Origin of the sequence: Mucilaginibacter sp. MD40 (assembly GCF_002288635.1) — a bacterium.
In the GTDB taxonomy this organism is placed as follows: Bacteria; Bacteroidota; Bacteroidia; order Sphingobacteriales; family Sphingobacteriaceae; genus Mucilaginibacter.
Genome location: NZ_NRSW01000001.1, coordinates 1,646,889 through 1,660,400, shown reverse-complemented (window position 1 = coordinate 1,660,400; position 13,512 = coordinate 1,646,889). Strand labels below are relative to the sequence as shown.

The window sequence follows — 13,512 nt, the reverse complement described above, 5'->3', positions numbered from 1 at the left end:
TATTTCAAGCAGACTTACTCCTTAATGCTCTTAAACATCAATTGCTTACACAAACAAATTCATCACTTTATACTTTATCACTAAAATGTTTATATGCCAAAATGGTTAAAAATATCGCTTAAGATTATCGGTGGCGTTGCGCTGCTGATCTTATTGCTCATTGTAGGTGCAACAATGTATATATCATTCAATAAGGCAAAAGTGCTTAAAATGGTAAATGAGCAACTGGCCAAAAGCGTAGATGGCACCCTGGTAATAGGCGATATGAAACCTAACTTTTTCCGCGGGCTGCCGGATGTTTCGTTAACCTTACAAAACGTACTCGTGCGCGATAAGCAGTTTGAACAACATAAACATACCCTGCTTAACGCCCGCGATTTTAATATCTCACTTAATACACTCGCGCTGTTTAAAGGCACTATTGATATTAACCATATTGCCATTAGCGATGCCAGCATAGACCTCTATACCGATAGCACCGGCTACAGTAACACCTCAGTATTTAAGAAAGACAAGAAACAGGTAAAAGATAACAAGTCTGAAAGCAGTTCGGCGACGCAGTTAAAAAACTTCAGCTTTGATAACGTAAACTTTACTGTTGACAACCGCAAAGATCATAAGCTGTTCAACTTCAGCATTGATGACCTTAAGGGAAAAATGAGCTACCCCGACAGTGGCTGGCATGCCAATTTCCATTTGAATGTATTGGCAAAAAGCATGGCCTTTAACACGCTAAAAGGCAGTTTTATTAAGAATAAGCAGCTCGAGGGTGATTTTGACGCGGGTTATAATGAAGACAAAGGGCAAATAGCCGTACAGGTGAAGCCACTAAATATAGGCGGCGATGCTTTTATGGTAAACGCCTTGTTCCGCACCAAAAAGGAACCAACTGAATTTACCATCAACCTGGCAGCAAATAGTATTTTGTGGAAACATGCCTCCAACCTGCTGGCTGCTAACATACAGAAATCGCTTAACATGTTTAATCTGGACCGCCCCATAGCGGTTACAGCAGCTATATCCGGTAGTTTCGGTGCCGGCGATCCACTTTTATACGTAACCGCCAAAGTGAATAATAACAAGCTTACCACACCCGGCGGTGTTATTGATAGTTGCTCGTTTAATGGTGTTTTTACCAATAGTTATATTAAAAGCCAATCTTTGAGCGATGCCAATTCGGTTATAAAGCTCACCGCCTTCAAAGGCACCTATAACCACCTGCCGTTTACCATTGACACGGGCAGCGTTATTAACCTTGATAAACCTATCGCTACGGGGAATTTTCGGTCCAATTTTCCGGCTGCCGACCTTAACTGGTTCCTGCAGGATGATATTGCCAAATTTAGTGGTGGCTCTGCCGATATTAACTTGCGCTACCGGGCCGACGTGGTAGATTACAAGATCAATAAGCCTTTCGTGAACGGCTCTATTAACCTGCGCCATACAGATCTGTTTTACCTGCCGCGTAACCTCAAGCTAAAAAATACATCCTTCTCGCTCAACTTTGTTAAGAACGATTTGATACTTAATAATATTCATTTACAAAGCGGGCGTAGCGTAGTTACCATGGAAGGCCGTGTAAATAACTTCCTGAACTTGTATTACGATTCACCCGAAAAAATACTGCTTACGTGGCAGATTCATAGTCCGGCCCTTTATCTTGGTGAATTTATGGGCTTCCTGAGCGAGCGTAAGGCCGCACAGGCCACTAAAAGCAGGGGCAACAGCGGCAACTTTGTTGACCAGTTAGGCAACGTACTCGAACGTGGTCGTGCAGAAATGCACATGCAGGTGAATAAACTTTACTATAAAAGATTTATGGCTACCGATGCCCATGCCGACCTTTTAACCACAGAGAACGGCATCCTGATACAGAACGTGGGTGTTAAACATGCCGGCGGTACTTTAAAGATGAATGGTAAGGTAACACAGGGCGATAAACTTAACCGCTTTGCGGTTAATGCCGTGGTAAGTAATGTGAATATGCCTGAGTTTTTTAGAGCGTTCAACAATTTTGCCCTTAAAGATTTTACCGCCGATAATTTAAAAGGCTACCTGTCAGCAAAAACAAATATCAGCGGCAGTGTTACCGATGCGGGTAATTTGGTTCCACGCTCGCTAAAAGGTGATCTTGATCTGAGTCTTCGGGATGCGGCGTTGCTTAATTTTCAGCCGCTGCTCGGGGTAGGAAAATTTGTGTTTCCTTTCCGCGACCTTAAAAACATCCAGATACCTAAACTGGACGGACATTTTGTAGTGAACGGCGATATGATCACCATTAAGCCGCTGGAGGTAAGTTCGAGCGTGTTAAATGTGGATGTTGCCGGTGTTTACGGGCTGGATAGAGGTACCGATATCGCGTTAGACATTCCCCTGCGCAACCCTAAAGACGATTTTAAAATCACTGACCTTGAAGAACGTAAAAAGAAACGCTTTAAAGGCATTGTGGTACACATACGCGCCCACGAAGAAAATGGCAAAATGAAAATAGGCTGGAACAAGAACCATAAGTAGTTCTCCCCGCTGGGTATTACAATATCCTTTTGCAGATAGCAACCAGTGTTTCCCCATCATATATGAGCAGGTTGCCGCTTTTGTCTATTTTGTAAACTTCGGTAGGCGAATTTACGCCAACGTATTTGTCACCGTCTTTACGTATCTCTGATGCCGATGCGGTTATAGGCGGCGCATCATTCAGGGTTAATTCTTTACCCTTAAAGGTAATGGCCTGTATGTATACCTTGTGCCCTTTGCTGATCACTTCATAAGCGATCTCCTCCCCTTTGTCTGATTTAATAGCCTCATCATGCCAGGCACCCACCAGGTGGCCGGTATCGGCATGCATGGTAACCACCGTGTTTGATTTGTCCAAAGCGGCACTATCCGTTCCCGGCTTTTTTTTATCCTCACTGTTGCAGGAGATCACAGCGCTTACCACTAAAACAGCTGCAACCAAACGTAATACTTTATATACAGGCATAATGGTGGCAAAGATACAAAATGCCCCTGTCATGAATATTTCAAATACCGATGAGTTTATTATATTTCGGGAAACTTTATCCATCATGAAAAAAGGATTACTGATATCAGCGTTAATTTTTGTTACCGGCACCTTATCAGCCCAAAATAATTTCAGTAAGGTAGATGAATGGTTTAAGACAAACACGCCGGATATGGGCGGCAGGGCCGTACTGGTTGTTTACAGCAAAGGTAAAGTAGTATACTCCGCGGCGCAAAATAACCTATCGCGCAGGCAAAAGATGATCAACCGCTTTGTTGCCCGCCGCACAGGCAAGGAAGCCGACATGGCCGACCTGAACGCGGATAGCCGCCAGCCTGTTGCCAGTTGCAGCAAATGGCTAAGCGCCGCCCTGGTGATGACGTTTGTTGATGAGGGGAAAATCCAACTAACAGATACCGTTGGGAAATACCTGCTGGCGTTAAGCAAAGCGGGCAAAGGCGGTATTACCGTGTGGCAGTGCATGTCGCATACTACGGCTATTAAGGCCCCGGCATTAAAAGAAAGCCTGGCTGAACTTAAAGACAACAACAGCATGGACGACGCCATTGCCGATATAGCCGCTATGCCAATGGAAGGTGCCCCCGGAAAAGTTTTCCATTATAGCAACGTAGGCCTACAAATTGCCGGAGCCATACTGGAAAAAATAAGCGGCAAAAACTTTGAAACGCTGTTTAACGAACGAATTGCCACGCCACTACACATGACCAATACCGATTTTGGCCACAAACCGGTAGCCTTACCGGCAGGCGGCGCGGTAAGTACTGCTAATGATTACCTCAAATTTCTGGTGATGATACTTAACAAGGGTATTGCGGCCGACGGCAAACGTATATTATCTGAACAGAGCATCAAACAAATGCAGGTTAACCGCTTAACAGCTGATGTTAAAATCGCTTATACGCCGAAAGAAGCCGGGGGTATTGGTTATGGATTTGGCGAGTGGGTAATGGATGGCGGCAACGTCAGCAGCCCGGGCCTGTTTGGCAGCTACCCGGTAGTAAATAATAACGGGCAATATGCCGCCATGCTGGTTGCGTATTATTTTAACAACGATGGGCGTGGCGAACGTTATAAAGAGTTAAACAAGCTCCTTGCCGAGGCCTTAAAATAAAAAAGCGGGCAACATTACGCTGCCCGCCACTCACTTACTCATCAATCACACTATTTATCCTGCACTTGGCGCGGTTACTTTCGCGCCTCTGTGTGCCTTTATACGTTCTATCATTTTAGCTTTCAGGTCGGCGTAGGCTTTTTGTTGCTCCGCGGTAAAAACTGTTTTCAACTGCGCATCGGCGTTCTGCAGCATAGCCTTACGTGATTGCTTTACGGCTGCACGGTCGGCTGGTTTGTTGGCTTTTAAGCTATCCATTTGCGTAGCGCTTTGCAGCAATATGCTATTCACTTTTGCAGACTGGTCGGCACTTAGCGATAACTTTTTAGTTAACACGCCGGTTAAACGCTGCGCTTTTTCATCGGGGGTTTTAGCGCCATGGTGCCTGCTATGAAATTTATTTTTCATTTCAGTTTTCAGGTTGGCATAAGTGGTTTCCTGCTCCGGGGTTAACACCGCGTTCAAACGGGCATCGGTGTTGGTAAATATAGCCTTACGGGCTGCAAAGTTTGCTTTCCGGTCGCCGGATTTATTTGTTTTAAGGCTATCCATTTGTGAAGCCTGTTGAGCGAATATGGCATTCACCTTGGCAGATTGATCTGCATTGAGGTTAAGCTTTTTGCTTAAAGCGGCCGCCCTATGCTGCGCACGTTGTTCCGGGGTCTTGGTTACTTTGGTTTGTGCATTTGCGGCAACACCTATGCCGGCAACAAACGCTAACATTAAAAATATCTTTTTCATCTGTTTTTCTGTTTTTTTGGTGGTATGACGGTGCTAAAGCTATAATAGTTTAAACCGGTGTTTGTAACAATTGTCATTACATTAACATTTGTAAAAAGAATGCTTGCCAAAATAGACCGAACGGTCTATATTTGACCCGTGACAAAAGCAGAACGTACAAGGCAATTCATTATAGAGCAATCGGCGCCGGTATTTAACACCAAAGGTGTTGCAGGTACCGCCATGAGTGATGTGATGCAAGCTACCAAAATGGCCAAGGGCGGCTTGTATGGGCACTTTGAAAGCAAGGAAGAGCTTTCATTCGCGGTAGTAGATTACTGTTTAAATACTATTAGTGAAAGCGTTTGCTCCGGACTAAACAGGAAAAAAACTGCTAAAGAAAAGCTGTTCTATTTTATAGATCACTTTGCCAAAGTGGATAAGCCTGTTATAGAAGGTGGTTGCCCTATGCTTAATTTTGGCTCGGAGGCCGATGATACTAACCCCGCGATAAAGCAAAGGGTTAACAGAAGCATTAAAGAATCGCAGGCTCTATTAAAAGGCATTTTAGCTTGCGGACAAGCCAACAACGAATTCAAGGCCGACTGGCAGATAGACGAGTTTGCTATCAAGATGTTCGCCATGCTCGAAGGAGGAGTACTGATGGCCAGAGTAGCCGACAATAATGATGTAATGAAACAGATCAGTAAAATGCTGAAAGACGAGATTATAGCTAATTGTATTTAATTTTTTTTTGAAATAAAAAAGACCGAACGGTCTATAAAAGATAAAACAAATAACTTCATACAATAATGAAAAATCAAAAAGTAGCACTTATTACCGGTGCAAACAGAGGTATAGGCTTTGAAACCGCAAAACAACTTGGTGAGAAAGGCGTAACCGTTATCCTTACTGCCCGCAACCTGGATGTAGCCAATGAATCAGCCGAGAAATTAAAGCAACAAGGAATAGACGCTTACGGCGCTAAACTTGAAGTGACCAGTGCAGATGATAGAAAAGCCTTAGCCGCTTATGTAGAAGATAAATTCGGCAAGCTGGATATCTTAATCAACAATGCAGGTGTGGCACCAAAACGTTCGTTGTTTGAAAAGATCACCGTCGAAACAACCGAAGAAGAATTTGAATACGTTTTCCAGACTAACTTTTTCGCCCAGGTTTATTTAGCCAATGCGCTGCTGCCATTGCTTAAAAAGAGTGATGCAGGCCGTATCGTGAATCTATCAAGCATTTTAGGATCATTAACTATGCACTCACAACCCAATAGCCCGATAGAGGCCATTAAAGTGCTATCATATGACGCATCAAAAGCAGCTTTAAATATGTTTACTAATCACCTGGCTATTGAACTGGCCGATACCAATATCAAAGTAAACTCCGCGCACCCGGGTTGGGTAAAAACCGAACTTGGCGGCAATGATGTTGCGCCTATGGAAATTGTTGATGGTGCAAAAACCAGTGTGGAACTGGCGCTTATCGGCGAAGACGGCCCTACCGGTGGCTTCTATCACTTAGGCGAACAATTGCCATGGTAATGATATAGAATATGTTGATTGCTTTGCCCGGTGTAAGTGATAACGAAAGTCCGTCATTTACACCGGGCAATTGTTTTATTATCCAACAGCTTCTGCAACCATGCTATTCAGCGTTATTAAATTATGTACCGCCTCGCCCGCGGTATTATTAAAGTAGCAGTAAACCCGCTTGCCATCACCTAACCACTCAACTATTAATTGGGCGTACTCCTGCAGAAATACCTCACTGTAACTACCCCGATAACCGCCATTTGGCCCGTGAAAGCGCAGGTAAACAAAATCAGCGGGCGAATCTATCATCGGTGTAATGGCTTTAGGCATGTCCTGTATCACCATTGCGGCCCGGTATTCATCAAGCAGGCGGTAAACATCTTCGTGATACCAGTTCTTGTTTCTGAACTCGACCGCAACGTCCCAATCCGTATCACCGGTATTGACCAGTAATTTCTCTAACTGCCTTATAGAGCCAATATCCGTTTTCCCCGGAAACTGTATCAACAGGCTTCCCTTTTTATCACCCGCGGCATCTACCACTTGTAAAAACCGATATACATCATCAGGCTCAAATAACAACTCCTTGTTATGCGTAACATCGCGCAGCTGTTTATAAGTAAACCTGAAAGTATCCGGCACTTCATTCGCCCATTTCTTAACAGTTGATGCCATGGGCAGTCTATAAAATGAGCTGTTGATCTCGATGCTGTTGAAAAGCGAGCCGTAATAATTTAAGCGCGAACTGTTCTGGTATTCGGGTGGGTAAGCCTGCTTGTTGGGTACCGGTAATACCAATCCGCTGGTTCCAGAATAAAAATTTGCCGGTAAGTTATACGTATTATCCTGCATAGTAAGGTTAACATGCTTGCATTTATTATTATTGCACTTATATTCGTATTAAATCAACAAACCTCCATCTCATGAAAGTTAAAAACCTGTTGCCTCTTGCGGCCATCGCATTGGCATCATGCACACAAAAGCCTGCTGAAAGTACCGATTCAGAAGCAAGATCCGCTTCGCCTATGGTGGGCACCTGGAAACTGGTATCGGCCATTACGGTTACAAAAGGCGATACTGTTAAAGAATACCCCGTTCCTAACCAGGAAATGATCAAAATTTTAAATGATACCCATTTTGCCTTTATGCGCCATGATCTGAGCAAAGGCAAGGGTAAGGAAGCTACTTATACCGCGGGCGGCGGCACTTATGATTTTAAAGGCGATAAGTACACCGAGCATTTAGCCTACCTGAACGCCCGCGATTGGGAAGGAAAAGATTTTGACTTTACCGTAAAATTTAAGGGTGACACCCTGATACAAAAAGGAATAGAAAAGATTGACAGCCTAAACATTAACCACGAGATCATAGAGACCTACGTTAAGCTGAAATAAGCTTAACGTAGATTTCTTAAGACCAGAAACCCTGGGCCTTGATCTGTGATGAAGGATAGCCTTGCTGCTTAAGCAATTTGCGTAACTGCCCCACCATGGTACTGTTACCCGTTAAGTAAAATATGGTATTCTCCAGGCTATACTTTTGTTTTAGCACCCATTGCATCAGGCTGTGGTGGCCGTAAACATCGCGGCGTTCTACAGGTTCTATGGGTGTCCACAAAAATTCGTGGAACTGTTTGCGGTGGTCTTCATTACCCATAACAATCCCGCCCGAAAAACGTGTATGTGGTAATACCATTTTTTGCAGTGCCAGCAAGTGACCAACGCTGCTTTCGTCGCCTAAAGCAATTATCGCGGAGGTTTGGTCTGGCTGATGCTGGGTGTAACATATCTTTTTAAAATAACTAACCGTATCATTAACTTTTAAGCTCCGGGCCCATTTTGCGCCGGGGCCATTGTGCAGCGCATCAACAAAAATGGTACAGGTGCTTGTCTCAGCATCCCATCCCGATGGTGTGTAGTCACGATAAGTTAGCGGATCAACCCTGAATTTTATATAAGGCACCTGCTCCCAATGTTCCATATTAGTAAATGGCAGATGCAGATCAATTTCTATCATGGTTGATGGTGCCCAGGGTCTTACGTCCAGCACACGGCCGGTTTGCAGTAAGCGCGGCTCAAGCAAGTTGCCTGCTTTTTGTTTTAGTTTGTTAAAAGTAGATGTTTCCATAATGTGCGTTTTGCTTAAGACAAAGAAACGGTCAAAAGCAGCCGGCATCAATGGCAAACCCACGGGAATGATTGGACTATTTACGGTATGATGCTCTAAATGATAAAGGCGTGATACCTTCCGATTTTTTGAAGATCCGGGAGAAGTAGGTATGATCATCATAGCCCAATTTATGGGCTATTTCTTTTACGTTTAATTCGCTGTAGTATAATAAACGTTTGGCTTCTAACACCAATTCGTTCGAAATCCAGTAACTTACAGACATGCCAGTAATCTTTTTTAACGATTCGTTAAGGTAACTTTCAGATACCCGCAACATTTCTGCATATGCAGATGGGCTCTTAACAGTACAAATGTTATCAACTAATAAACGTTTAAACTGTTGTACAATTTCCATTGGCCGGGTTAACCGCACACTTGGATTTGCCGCGCAATTGTAACAGCCCGCAACCATACCTACAAATGCCTGCAACAAAGAGTGTGTCACCGACAGATTAAACGGTAAACTATCTTTTTCCTGGAAACGCTGCAACAGCACCGTTAGCAAACTGGTGCATTGCTTCATTTGGTCATCATTCAACCGATGCGGCTGCTGCAAGTCCATGCTGCCCTCAAAAACCTTTCGGTAATCGGGCGGGACAAGCATGGTATCTACTGCGATGAACCAGCCAGCTGCTTCGTTGTAATCTAAGCTTTGGTGCACCTGGCCGGGCAAAATATAATAAAGCGTTTTGGGGTTAAATTTCACTTCCGTAAAATCGATCATCAACGACGCCTTCCCATCCGTGATCAAAAAAAATATGTAGTGATCATCCCGATGGGCAGCCAATGGCATATCATCGTCTTCCATATCACCGGTTTGATACTGCCACATCTCCAGGCCGGTACTGGCTCTTTCTTTAAGTTGATGTACTGGAATATCTTTCAAGGATAAAGCAAATGTAACAATTTGCATCACCTTATATCCGCAAGGAAATTAGCATAAGAGACTAAGAAAACATGTCATTGCGAGGAACGAAGCAATCTCATAGTTAGCAAAACTTAAGCTGGGTGTGGGATTGTCACGCTTTTCGATATCCATCGAATACTCGTAATAACATGTTTAAACCGGCATAACTTATGCCTGCAACTTTACTTAAAACCCGCTATCATCCAAAGCGAAAGTATTTTTACTCTGCTTCCATTTACCTCGGGTAAAATCAGGGAATTGTTGCGGCGTATTACCTTCTTTTAAGGATTTTTCTGAAAGCGGGGTGATCACGCTCATCGTTAATGAGTCGTAAACATCTATCGGGGTTTGCCTCCGTTCCTTAACAGCCATTACAAACGCGTTAAATACAAACCAGTCCATACCGCCATGACCCGCACCCTCTGCCAGGTGTTCGTTCTTTTTCCAAAGCGGGTGATCGTATTTTTCCAGCCATGCATCAGCCTTATCCCAAACATCCTCTTGCGCTGATTTTCCTTCAATATAAATAGAGTTGGCCACATCCATCCAGATACCGCCGGTACCCTGTACACGGAAGCCCAGCGAATATGGGCGCGGCAAATGCACATCATGGCTCAACATCACCGTTTCGCCATTGGCACAATTGATCATGGTGGTGGTAACATCGCCGTTCCTGAACTTGATCTTAGCGTTCTTATTTCCGGGCGATACTTTCTCAATATATTGGTTTAAACCAACCGACTTGCTTGAAAACGAAACAAGGTTAGTAAAACGGTTACCATGGTTAATATCCAGATAGTGCATTACCGGGCCTGCGCCGTGCGTTGGGTAAATATCGCCATCACGGTTAATGTTCCATTGCGTGCGCCATTGCGATTCGCCCATGGTGTTAGGGCCGTATTCGCCGCCCTTGCCGTAGAAGCTTTTGCCATCATTAAATAAAATACCGCGCAGATCGTGCTGGTAACCACCTTCACAATGCACCAACTCGCCAAACAGGTTTTGGCGAACCATATTTAAAACGGCCATTACATCGCGGCGGTAGCAAACGTTCTCCAGTGTCATGTAAGGCATTTTGGTTTCTTCGTGCGCTTTTAAGATATCCCAGTGGTCCTCCAGAGAAATACCGGCAATTACCTCGCAGCCTACATATTTGCCCGCACGCATAGCATCAATAGCCTGGCTTTTATGAAACTGCCATGGGGTTGCAATAATCACCGCGTCAATATCTTTACGCTCTAGCAGTCTTTTATAGGCGTCTAAACCGCCGGTGTATTCGGCAGGCAGTTTTTTATTCACTTTTACAAATTGCTGGCGACAATATTTAAGTGAGCTTTCCTGTATATCGCAAATGGCTACTATTTCTACATCATCTCGCAACAAACCTTCGCTAATATGGCTGCGACCGCGCAGGCCCACGCCAATGTATCCCAACCTTACCTTATCTGCATTTCTGGCAAATAAAGTTCCTGACGGTATTACGGTTAACCCTGCAACGCCTATGGCGCTTTGCTTAACAAAATCTCTTCTATTCATAAAAACATATTTTTATCGGTTATGGATTTGTGCTCTTTGGCAATGACCAACGGCTATTAGCGTAGCAGGCCCTTGCATTTTATATATTCGTTTAAAATGATCTGGTGCAACACATCGGCATTGCCATGTAGCAGCTGAAACAACCTGAACTGTGCCCTTGCCCTTTGCAGGTTATGCCCCTCAAAATGTATTTTGTAATAAATATCACCGTTAATGTGGTCGGTAAGAAACCTTACCGACTGTAAAAAGGGAAGTAATAAAACTCCTTTAATAAGCGACAGAACCTCCGCTTCGGTTAAAAAGCCCGCGGCTTCTTTGAGGTAACCTTTGGTGTAGGCTTCAAACAAAGGCATATTCAGCTGTATATTTTCTAAATCGGCCTCATCTTCGGCCGCTTTATTAATAATGGTGCGTATCGCGTCGCCAAAATCATAAGCTACATACCCGGGCATCACGGTTTCCAGGTCAATCACACATTGCGCCTCGTCGCGGCTGTTGAGTAATACATTGTTAAACTTGGTATCGTTATGTATCACCCTTTGAGGTAACGCGGCCACCTGCCCAGGCTGCTGAAAGTATTGCATTTCCATAGCGTATTGCCTAACCACTTCCAGCTCTGGCGATACCTGCTTTAGCCTTTCCGGTGTACCTTTAGCGATAGCATGGTTAAGCTGCGACAAACGATGCCTGATATTATGAAACTCAGGTATTACCTCATACAATTCACTTGCCTGGAGATCCGCCAGCATAGCCTGGAATTTCCCGAAAGCCTTGCCCCCTTCAAAAGCCTGCCTATTAGTAGTAACAATATCGTAACTGCGGGCACCATCCAAAAAATACAGCATACGCCAATAGCTGCCCATACTATCCTGATAATAATACTGGTTGGTATGCGTGGGAATGAGTGTTAAGGCTTCTTTAAACGGATCGCCCCCGGCAGCCTCAACCTTTTGCTTTAAATGCGTTATTACCCGGTGCATGTTATGCATCAGTTGATCTACTCTTGGAAAGATATGGTGGTTAATGCGTTGCAATAAATAATGAGGACCGCCGACCGACAAATTTTTCAAAAAGAAGGTATCATTAATATGGCCGGAGCCATACGCTTTAAACCAGCTGCTATCAGCATTACATTTAAAGTTTGATACTACCTCTGCTATATTCCCGGGCTTATGCGGCATGCTATTTTACGCAATATATTTAAAAGTATAGTTTACCGGCAGGCGCGAATCCTGCTATTGCATAGTAAAAATGGCATTAATTACCGGCTTGGGAAAATATGCCGGCAAAAACGGGTATACGAATAGTTTGTGCATACGTTTGCAAGAGGTTACGCAACCGTATGTGTAAATTTTACTTTTTTAAATATAACTATTGAGAATATTCAACCATTTCTGAATCAATTATACATTGCAATGGTGGCATCTCGGGAGCATCAGGTTGTGCCGAGTGATCTATCAGCTTAAACAGGAAGCCGGCAGCTGTTGAAGCCTGCTTGTAAGCGAACTGTTCAATAGAAGCCAACGGCTTCTTATCCATATACTCCCAAACAGGCAGATTAGCGAAACTTACAAAACTGATATCCTTATTTACCTCAAGGCCTGCGTTGGTTACGGCCGCCATACAATCCAGCAAAACATGATCATTAAAAGTAATTACAGCTTCTGGCGGCTGTTCAAGCACGAGTAACCTATTCATGGCCGTTAAGTTATCGGCTTTGCTCAACGTGGTAGAAACAATGATATCCTGATCAATCTCCAGCCCATTTTGCCTGAGGCAGTTAAGATAGATCTGCAGGCGCTGAAGTGTGGCGGCAAGTTTTGCCGGACCATTGATAAGGCCTATACGCCTGTACCCTTTTGCTACCAGTTTAGCTACTGCCTGCAACATACCCGATACCAGGTTACAGGCTACGTAATTGATATCCTGCCGATTGGGCACACGGTCAAAAAAAACTACAGGGATATTAAACTTATGCAACTGCTCAAAATGTTCGTAGGTTGATGTTTCTTTGGTAATGGATACCAGTATACCATCAACCCTGTGGTCCTTCATGTTGGCCACTATCCTTTTTTCGCGCTCAAAGCTATTTAGCGATTGCCCTATGATCACATTGTAACGAGACGTTTCCGCAGCATCTTCAATGCCGGTTAAAGCCGACGAAAAAAAAGGTTCGGCCAGGTCGGGAATTATCACCCCAATAGTATAGGTTTTACGTTCTTTAAAAAAAATAGCCGTCTTGTTTATTTCGTAGCCCAGTTCCTGGGCTACTTTATGTACCCGCATGGTAGTAACCAGGCCAATACTTGGGTGGTTGTGCAGCGCCCTCGAAACAGTTGATGTGGAAACATTTAGCCGCTTAGCTATCTCTTTTACGGTAGGTAATTTATTATGGGGCATGCATTAAGGGGATATTTGCTCTTGTGCCGCTAATTTAATACTTTATACAAACTATACTATATTACAGCAATGGCCCGCTAAACGGGCCATTGCTGTAATCATT

At 44.0% G+C, this 13,512-nt stretch carries 13 protein-coding genes; 5 read left to right on the top strand and 8 right to left on the bottom strand.

Features of this window, described 5'->3' with window-relative positions; all coding sequences use genetic code 11:
* Positions 1-93 precede the first annotated feature (93 nt).
* A complete protein-coding gene (locus CKK33_RS07530) occupies positions 94-2,514 on the top strand; it encodes an AsmA-like C-terminal region-containing protein (RefSeq protein WP_095703518.1) in 2,421 nt (806 codons plus the stop codon).
* A gap of 16 nt (positions 2,515-2,530) precedes the next feature.
* Here CKK33_RS07530 and CKK33_RS07525 read toward each other — a convergent pair whose 3' ends face one another.
* Positions 2,531-2,980: a hypothetical protein gene (locus CKK33_RS07525; protein WP_095703517.1), complete on the bottom strand. Its 450-nt coding sequence runs from the start codon at positions 2,978-2,980 to the stop codon at positions 2,531-2,533.
* Between the two features lie 85 nt (positions 2,981-3,065).
* Here CKK33_RS07525 and CKK33_RS07520 point away from each other — a divergent pair, with 85 nt between their 5' ends.
* Positions 3,066-4,133: a serine hydrolase gene (locus CKK33_RS07520; protein ID WP_095705782.1), complete on the top strand. Its 1,068-nt coding sequence runs from the start codon at positions 3,066-3,068 to the stop codon at positions 4,131-4,133.
* Between the two features lie 54 nt (positions 4,134-4,187).
* Here CKK33_RS07520 and CKK33_RS07515 read toward each other — a convergent pair whose 3' ends face one another.
* On the bottom strand, positions 4,188-4,874 hold the full coding sequence (locus CKK33_RS07515) for a hypothetical protein (RefSeq protein WP_095703516.1): 687 nt from the start codon (positions 4,872-4,874) through the stop codon (positions 4,188-4,190).
* Between the two features lie 138 nt (positions 4,875-5,012).
* Between CKK33_RS07515 and CKK33_RS07510 the strand changes: the two genes are divergently transcribed.
* Positions 5,013-5,600 carry a TetR/AcrR family transcriptional regulator gene (locus tag CKK33_RS07510; protein ID WP_095703515.1) on the top strand — a complete coding sequence of 196 codons (588 nt, stop codon included), beginning with the start codon at positions 5,013-5,015 and terminating at the stop codon, positions 5,598-5,600.
* A gap of 65 nt (positions 5,601-5,665) precedes the next feature.
* Positions 5,666-6,406, top strand: a complete 741-nt coding sequence (locus CKK33_RS07505; protein WP_095703514.1) for an SDR family oxidoreductase — start codon at positions 5,666-5,668, stop codon at positions 6,404-6,406.
* Between the two features lie 78 nt (positions 6,407-6,484).
* Here the strand turns inward: CKK33_RS07505 and CKK33_RS07500 are convergent, their stop codons facing one another.
* Positions 6,485-7,249 carry a DUF72 domain-containing protein gene (locus CKK33_RS07500; protein WP_095703513.1) on the bottom strand — a complete coding sequence of 255 codons (765 nt, stop codon included), beginning with the start codon at positions 7,247-7,249 and terminating at the stop codon, positions 6,485-6,487.
* Positions 7,250-7,320: 71 nt separating this feature from the next.
* On the opposite strand from CKK33_RS07500, the gene CKK33_RS07495 reads away from it, so the two are divergent.
* A complete protein-coding gene (locus tag CKK33_RS07495) occupies positions 7,321-7,791 on the top strand; it encodes a hypothetical protein (RefSeq protein ID WP_095703512.1) in 471 nt (156 codons plus the stop codon).
* Positions 7,792-7,807: 16 nt separating this feature from the next.
* Here the strand turns inward: CKK33_RS07495 and CKK33_RS07490 are convergent, their stop codons facing one another.
* The 5 genes from CKK33_RS07490 to CKK33_RS07470 form a co-directional block, all read right to left on the bottom strand.
* Positions 7,808-8,524 carry an SIP domain-containing protein gene (locus CKK33_RS07490; RefSeq protein ID WP_143822924.1) on the bottom strand — a complete coding sequence of 239 codons (717 nt, stop codon included), beginning with the start codon at positions 8,522-8,524 and terminating at the stop codon, positions 7,808-7,810.
* Between the two features lie 76 nt (positions 8,525-8,600).
* The gene (locus tag CKK33_RS07485; protein ID WP_158223409.1) at positions 8,601-9,452 is read right to left on the bottom strand and encodes an AraC family transcriptional regulator; all 852 of its coding nucleotides are present in this window, start codon (positions 9,450-9,452) and stop codon (positions 8,601-8,603) included.
* Positions 9,453-9,659: 207 nt separating this feature from the next.
* The gene (locus tag CKK33_RS07480) at positions 9,660-11,009 is read right to left on the bottom strand and encodes a Gfo/Idh/MocA family protein (RefSeq protein ID WP_095703509.1); all 1,350 of its coding nucleotides are present in this window, start codon (positions 11,007-11,009) and stop codon (positions 9,660-9,662) included.
* 56 nt (positions 11,010-11,065) lie between these two features.
* Positions 11,066-12,190 carry a phosphotransferase enzyme family protein gene (locus tag CKK33_RS07475; RefSeq protein ID WP_095703508.1) on the bottom strand — a complete coding sequence of 375 codons (1,125 nt, stop codon included), beginning with the start codon at positions 12,188-12,190 and terminating at the stop codon, positions 11,066-11,068.
* A 190-nt stretch (positions 12,191-12,380) separates the two neighbouring features.
* Positions 12,381-13,409, bottom strand: a complete 1,029-nt coding sequence (locus tag CKK33_RS07470) for a LacI family DNA-binding transcriptional regulator (protein WP_095703507.1) — start codon at positions 13,407-13,409, stop codon at positions 12,381-12,383.
* Between the last annotated feature and the right edge of the window lie 103 nt (positions 13,410-13,512).

Coding starts and splice junctions, on each gene's coding strand:
- CKK33_RS07505 (WP_095703514.1), top strand. CDS start 5,666: ATGAAAAATCAAAAAGTAGCACTTATTACCGGTGCAAACAGAGGTATA.
- CKK33_RS07495 (WP_095703512.1), top strand. CDS start 7,321: ATGAAAGTTAAAAACCTGTTGCCTCTTGCGGCCATCGCATTGGCATCA.
- CKK33_RS07480 (WP_095703509.1), bottom strand. CDS start 11,009: ATGAATAGAAGAGATTTTGTTAAGCAAAGCGCCATAGGCGTTGCAGGG.
- CKK33_RS07520 (WP_095705782.1), top strand. CDS start 3,066: ATGAAAAAAGGATTACTGATATCAGCGTTAATTTTTGTTACCGGCACC.
- CKK33_RS07470 (WP_095703507.1), bottom strand. CDS start 13,409: ATGCCCCATAATAAATTACCTACCGTAAAAGAGATAGCTAAGCGGCTA.
- CKK33_RS07530 (WP_095703518.1), top strand. CDS start 94: ATGCCAAAATGGTTAAAAATATCGCTTAAGATTATCGGTGGCGTTGCG.
- CKK33_RS07525 (WP_095703517.1), bottom strand. CDS start 2,980: ATGCCTGTATATAAAGTATTACGTTTGGTTGCAGCTGTTTTAGTGGTA.
- CKK33_RS07515 (WP_095703516.1), bottom strand. CDS start 4,874: ATGAAAAAGATATTTTTAATGTTAGCGTTTGTTGCCGGCATAGGTGTT.
- CKK33_RS07475 (WP_095703508.1), bottom strand. CDS start 12,190: ATGCCGCATAAGCCCGGGAATATAGCAGAGGTAGTATCAAACTTTAAA.
- CKK33_RS07500 (WP_095703513.1), bottom strand. CDS start 7,249: ATGCAGGATAATACGTATAACTTACCGGCAAATTTTTATTCTGGAACC.
- CKK33_RS07490 (WP_143822924.1), bottom strand. CDS start 8,524: ATGGAAACATCTACTTTTAACAAACTAAAACAAAAAGCAGGCAACTTG.